Origin of the sequence: Streptomyces sp. SID486, assembly GCF_009865385.1 — a bacterium.
In the GTDB taxonomy this organism is placed as follows: domain Bacteria; phylum Actinomycetota; class Actinomycetes; order Streptomycetales; family Streptomycetaceae; genus Streptomyces.
The window spans coordinates 1-3309 of the sequence record NZ_WWJT01000128.1; the positions used below are offsets into that span (position 1 = coordinate 1).

Annotated in this window: 1 protein-coding gene and 2 pseudogenes; 2 read left to right on the forward strand and 1 reads right to left on the reverse strand. The window is 73.2% G+C overall.

All coding sequences use genetic code 11. From position 1 onward, the window contains the following. Positions 1–21: 21 nt before the first annotated feature. A pseudogene (locus tag GT045_RS06450) lies at positions 22–881 on the reverse strand (IS5 family transposase). Between the two features lie 301 nt (positions 882–1182). On the opposite strand from GT045_RS06450, the gene GT045_RS06455 reads away from it, so the two are divergent. Together GT045_RS06455 and GT045_RS06460 are read left to right on the forward strand one after the other, a co-directional pair. After that, complete coding sequence (locus tag GT045_RS06455; protein ID WP_161333572.1) at positions 1183–1785, forward strand: hypothetical protein; 603 nt, start codon at positions 1183–1185, stop codon at positions 1783–1785. A gap of 224 nt (positions 1786–2009) precedes the next feature. Then, a pseudogene (locus GT045_RS06460) lies at positions 2010–3065 on the forward strand (YihY/virulence factor BrkB family protein); the annotation flags it as partial. Positions 3066–3309: the final 244 nt, after the last annotated feature.

A 3309-nucleotide genomic window follows, 5' to 3' on the forward strand; every position in this document is an offset into this window, starting at 1 on the left:
CCTAGAGATCGTCTTCAAAGGTCAGATCCAGAGCATGATTGAGGCGATGGTGACGGCGGCTTGGTAGGACTCGCGGGTCTTGTCGTAGCGAGTGGCCAGCCCGCGCCACTGCTTGAGGCGGTTGAAGCAGCGCTCGACGACGTTGCGGTGGCGGTAGATGTCCCGGTCGAAGCCGGGCGGCCGACCGCCGCGTATGCCGCGGTTCAAGCGGCCGAGGATCTGGTCGACGCGTTCGGGGATGGTGTGCGGGATGCCGCGTCGTCGCAGGTAGGCGCGGATCTTTCGAGAGCTGTAGCCCTTGTCGGCGACCACGTGGTCGGGCCGGGTCCGCGGGCGCCCGGGCCCGACTCTGGGCACGCTGATCGAGCCCATCACCTGCTCGAAGCGGGTGCAGTCGTTGGCGTTGCCGCCCGATAAGACGAAGCCAAGAGGGCGGCCGCGTCCGTCGCAAGCCAGGTGAACTTTCGTGCTCAGTCCACCACGGGATCGACCGAGGGCGTGATCACCCGCTTCGTCCCTGTCGACGGCCCCTTTTTGCCGCCGGCGGCGTGCTGGTGTGCCCGCACGATGGTGGAGTCGACCGAGACGAGCCAGTCGATGTCTCCGGCCGCGTCTCTCTCCGCCTGGATGGCCCGCAGCATGCGCGAGAAGGTGCCGTCCAGAGCCCACCTGCGAAAACGCGTGTACAAGGTCTGCCAGGAGCCATAACGTTCCGGCACGTCACGCCAGGCCGATCCGGTCCGCAGCTTCCACACGATCCCGTTCAGTACCACCCGGTCGTCCAAACGGGGCCGCCCTGCGGTCCCCGAACTCGGCAGGAACCGCGACAACACTGCCCACTCGGCATCCGAAAGCTCATGACGACGCACCACGACAAGCATGATCCCTCATCACTTGATCACCTTTGAAGACGATCCCTAGCCGCGCCGGCCCCGGCCGGCCGGCACCCGCACGCCCGCCCCGCGACACCTCTCCCGTCGTCCGCCCGGTGGGGCCCTCCCGCCGGGCGGACGACGGGAGGGAAGGCGCCGGCTCCCGGCTGCGGCGGACGATGGGCCGGGAGAGGTGCACGATGGTGTGGTGGCGCTCGCTCCGGGAGCGGCCCGGGAGCGGGACCCGGACATCGCGGGGGCCGCCCCGGTCACGGGCCGGGCCGCCGGTGCGCGAGAGGAGGCGGTGACGATGACACGGACACCTCCCACGACGGTCGCCCGGGTGCGGCTGTGGCGCTGGCGGCGCAACCCGCTCCGGCGGCACAGCGATGTCGTCGAGGCGTGGATCGTCCTCGCCGGCTGGGTGCTGGCCCTGGCCGTCGGGATCCTCGCGGGCCTGGTGGCGGCCCGGACCTCCGCGTCGGGGTTCACGGCGCGGCAGGCCCGGGTGCACCCCGTGTCCGCCGTGGTCACCAGCGACGCGGCACGGACCCCGGCCGCCAGTGACGGCTACGGCGACGACCGGGTGTGGGCCGTCGTGCGGTGGACGGACAGGGACGGCTCGGTGCACACCGACCGTGCGAAGGTCGTCCCGGGCGCCACCGCCGGAAGCCGCGTCACGGTGTGGACGAACCGGGCCGACCGGATCGTGCCCGCCCCCCTCGTCGGTTCGGCGGCCGACCTGCAGGCGGCCCTCACCGGCGCCCTCGTCGCCCCGGCCGCCGGCGCGCTGGTCTGGGGCGCGGGCTGGCTGGTGCGCGACCGGCTGATCCGGCGGCGGATGGCCGAGTGGGACGCGGAGTGGAAGCACATCGGCCCCCGGTGGGGCAACCTCAGTGGCGGCCGGGGCTGACGTGCCGGGGCGGCGACCGGAACCGCCGGCCGGGGCTGACATGCCGGGGCGGCGACCGGAACTGCCGGCCGGGGCTGACGTGCGGGGGCGGCGACCGGAACTGCCGGCCGGGGCTGACGTGCGGGGGCGGCGACCGGAACTGCCGGCCGGGGCTGAGGTGCCGGGGTGCCGGCCGAACCGCCGGCCGGGTGCTTGAGGACGCCCTGCCGGGTTACCCGGGCCGTATGGCGAAGCTGCACGTACCACTGCGACACCACCGGCAGGCCGCCGACGAGACGGCGGCGCCGCCCGTACCGGCCCCCGAGGAGGCCGGACCCACCGAGGAGGTCGAGCGGCGGGCGCCGGACAACCCGGCGAAGCTGCCCCGGCGGGCATGGGCCGCGGCCTTCAAAGGCGCACTGCGCGAGTTCAAGGACGACGAGCTGAGCGACCGCGCGGCGGCCCTCACCTACTACGCCGTACTGGCCCTCTTCCCGGCGCTTCTGGTGCTGGTCTCCCTGCTGGCCGTCGCCGGCCGGTCGGTCACCGACCGGGTGCTGGACAACCTGCGGAACCTGGCCCCCGGGCCGGCCCGGGACATCGTCACCCGGTCCGTCGAGCAGTTGCAGGGCACGGCCGGGACCGGTTCGATCGTGGCGCTCGTCGGCCTGGTGCTGGCCGTGTGGTCGGCGTCCGGTTACGTGGCCGCCTTCATCCGCGCCGCCAACGCCGTCTACGACATGCCCGAGGGCCGCCCGGTGTGGAAGATCCTCCCGGTGCGCGTCGGCGTCACGGTGGTCCTCATGGTCCTCGCCGTGGCCAGCTCCCTGATCGTGGTCTTCTCCGGCGGCCTGGCCCGGCGTGCCGGGCAGGCGATCGGGGCCGGCGACACGGCGCTGACGGCGTGGTCGATCGCGAAGTGGCCGGTGCTGGTCCTGCTCGTCACCGTGATGATCGCGATCCTGTACTGGGCCACCCCGAACGCCAAGGTCAAGGGCTTCACCTGGGTCACCCCCGGCAGCTTCCTCGCCCTGCTGATCTGGATGGCCGCCTCCGCCGGGTTCGCCTTCTACGTCGCCAACTTCGCCTCCTACAACAAGACCTACGGCACCATGGCCGGCGTCATCGTCTTCCTGGTCTGGCTGTGGATCACCAACCTGGCCATCCTGCTCGGCCTGGAGTTCGACGCGGAGACCGTACGGCAGCGGGCCATCGCCGGCGGCCATCCACCCGAGGCCGAGCCCTACACCCAGCCGCGCGACACCAGGAAGTGGAGCGAGGAGGACGTGCGCCGCCTGGACGGACCCGACGGACACGTCCCGCCCGGGGGCCAGGAGCCCGACGGGCACGTCCCGCGGGGAGGTCAGGAGCCCGACGGACACGTCCCGCCCGGGGGCCAGGAGCCCGACGGGCACGTCCCGCGGGGAGGTCAGGAGCCCGACGGGCACGTCCCGCGGGGAGGTCAGGAGCCCGACGGGCGGACCCCGCCCCCGTCCGGCACCTGACGGGCGGACCCCCTCCGCCCGGCGCCCGGAAGTGGCAGGC